Origin of the sequence: uncultured Marinobacter sp., from assembly GCF_963974375.1 — a bacterium.
In the GTDB taxonomy this organism is placed as follows: Bacteria; Pseudomonadota; Gammaproteobacteria; order Pseudomonadales; family Oleiphilaceae; genus Marinobacter.
In genome coordinates this window covers 1-2,048 of sequence record NZ_CAXBDN010000422.1, presented here as the reverse complement: position 1 = coordinate 2,048, position 2,048 = coordinate 1, and the positions used below count along the sequence as shown (strand labels likewise).

Below are 2,048 nucleotides of genomic sequence, written 5' to 3'. Positions count from 1 at the left end.
CAGTCATCACGCTGCTCTCCACTCTTTCCCGGTTGCTCTGCCTGGTGGTTATGTCCTCCATGCCCTCCGTGCCCTCCGTGCATAAAAATATGGATCAGCGGACAAGCAAGCAGTATCAGCCAGGGCAAGGCGCCAAGCAGATGAACCTTGTGTTCTCCCCAGAGTAAAACCAGTGCGATAACGGCAAATATTGCCAAGGTAATTTTAAAGCGTCGATCCATGAGCGGTTCCTTTGCGAAAAAAACAGTGTCAGAACAGAGTACTAATGGGCTTCAAGGGATATCTGATGGCCTATGCCGCTCAGCGCGATCTCATCAACCACATCGAGGGATTCCGGGTCGAGCACCCAAAGCTTGTTCTCTGCCCGACTGGTCACCAGTAGCTGGCCATCGTAGGGAGAGACCGCAAGATGATAGGGCGCAGGAGCCAGCGGCCTGGTGTGGCGGGCGCCGCTGGCTAGCTCAATCCGGACCACCTGGTTGCCGCCCTGGCTGGTGGCATAGAGGGTCTGGCCATCTGCGCTCAAGCCAACGCCATGGGGCGCCTCCCCAACCTCGTACCGGTCCGCCACCGCGCCTTTGGCAAGCTCAATGACAAGAACCTGGCCGGATGCAGCATCATTCACGTAGAGCCGCTGGTTGCCGGGGGCAAGCACCAGATGCTCTGGGTTGCCGCCAACCCGCAGGTTGCGCTCGACGAACCAGTGCTCGGTATCCACTTCGCTGACCGTGCCATTACCGGTATTGCTGACCAGAAGGGATTGGCCGTCGTCGGTTTGCACCAGATAGTTGGGGGCCGGCCCCGTCGCCACAGTTTTGACCAACTGACCGGAATCCAGATCCACAACGCTGATGCTGCCACTGGCAGGATGCGTGGAAACGGCATAGCGACTGTCGGAAGTCACCAGCACATGGTGCACCGGCCCCGGCACTTCCAGTTTGCGGTCAATCGTCTTTGTGGCCGTGTTCACCAAATAGAGCAGCCCGGTACTCCCTGCTTCCAATTCAGTAGACTGCCCGCCCCCATGATGAGCGGCGTGTTCATCTTCTGAAACGCCTTCGGGGCGACTAACCGGCTCCTGACGATCATGCGCCGACAAACTACCCACCACCAGATGCCGGCCATCCGGGGTCAGTGCCGAACCGTGGGTATTCAGGGTGCCGCCAATGGACGACGTCACCTTGCGGTTTTCCAGATCAATAACGCCGACGGCATCCGCTGTGCCCATGGGAACAAATGCCCGGTTCGTGTCTGCGGCCACCATCAGCGAAAAACTCATAGCGACACTGGCCGTAATACCAGCAATACACTGCTTGCGAAACGAATGTTTCATAGCGTGCCCTTTTTGGTCAGAGGGTTTCAGTAAGATCTCCTCGCCCGGTAAGCAAGATCCCGAACAGGCATGGTCATTACTTGGCAGTCCATCACACCAAGCTGAAACAGGCCTGAAAACAGTTGCGAAACATGCATTCGTTTGACCAGAATCAAGGTGGAACGATTCACAATGACCAAGGACGACCAATGCAAGACGTGCCCCAGGAAAACCAGCGAACAACCAAAACCCACGCCGACCAGCTCAACCGGCAGTGTTACTGCATCACCCTTGACCGAAAAGCGCTCACTGACAGCCTCCAGAAGCAGTTTTCAGACACTGGGAACGAGGCGCCGGCCACTCCCGAGATCCATCATTTCTTTTCAAACACACCGGTTTTTGTACCCCAGGCGGACATCGCGACGATGGAGCGGATCGTTCAGGCGATCGAATCGGCTGCCGAGCTTCCGTCCTACCGGGAAAGAGCTCTGTCCTGGGCGCCGGACATCGCCGGTTTTGATCCAGGCCCCATCGGGGCCTTCATGGGCTACGACTTTCACCTGGGCGAGAACGGGCCTCAGCTGATCGAAATCAACACCAACGCCGGCGGCGCATTTCTGAACACGGTATTGGCCCGGGCTCAACACCGATGCTGTGACCCGTCCCAGCAGACCGCTGGCACCAACCGGGCACTGGATGGGTTCGAGGACGCAGTGTTTGCCATGTTCCAGCAGGA

The 2,048-nt window shown here is 57.7% G+C and carries 2 protein-coding genes and 1 pseudogene; 1 reads left to right on the top strand and 2 read right to left on the bottom strand.

What is annotated here, in order from left to right; translation table 11 throughout:
- On the bottom strand, positions 1–221 hold a 221-nt coding region (locus AAC035_RS20980; RefSeq protein ID WP_096006444.1), incomplete at its 3' end, for a DUF2933 domain-containing protein.
- A 41-nt stretch (positions 222–262) separates the two neighbouring features.
- On the bottom strand, positions 263–1,333 hold the full coding sequence (locus AAC035_RS20975; RefSeq protein WP_339807057.1) for a beta-propeller fold lactonase family protein: 1,071 nt from the start codon (positions 1,331–1,333) through the stop codon (positions 263–265).
- Positions 1,334–1,521: 188 nt separating this feature from the next.
- On the opposite strand from AAC035_RS20975, the pseudogene AAC035_RS20970 reads away from it, so the two are divergent.
- A pseudogene (locus AAC035_RS20970) lies at positions 1,522–2,048 on the top strand (hypothetical protein); the annotation flags it as partial.

Excerpts from the sequence above, each read along its gene's own strand:
- AAC035_RS20975 (WP_339807057.1), bottom strand. The coding sequence starts at position 1,333 with ATGAAACATTCGTTTCGCAAGCAGTGTATTGCTGGTATTACGGCCAGT.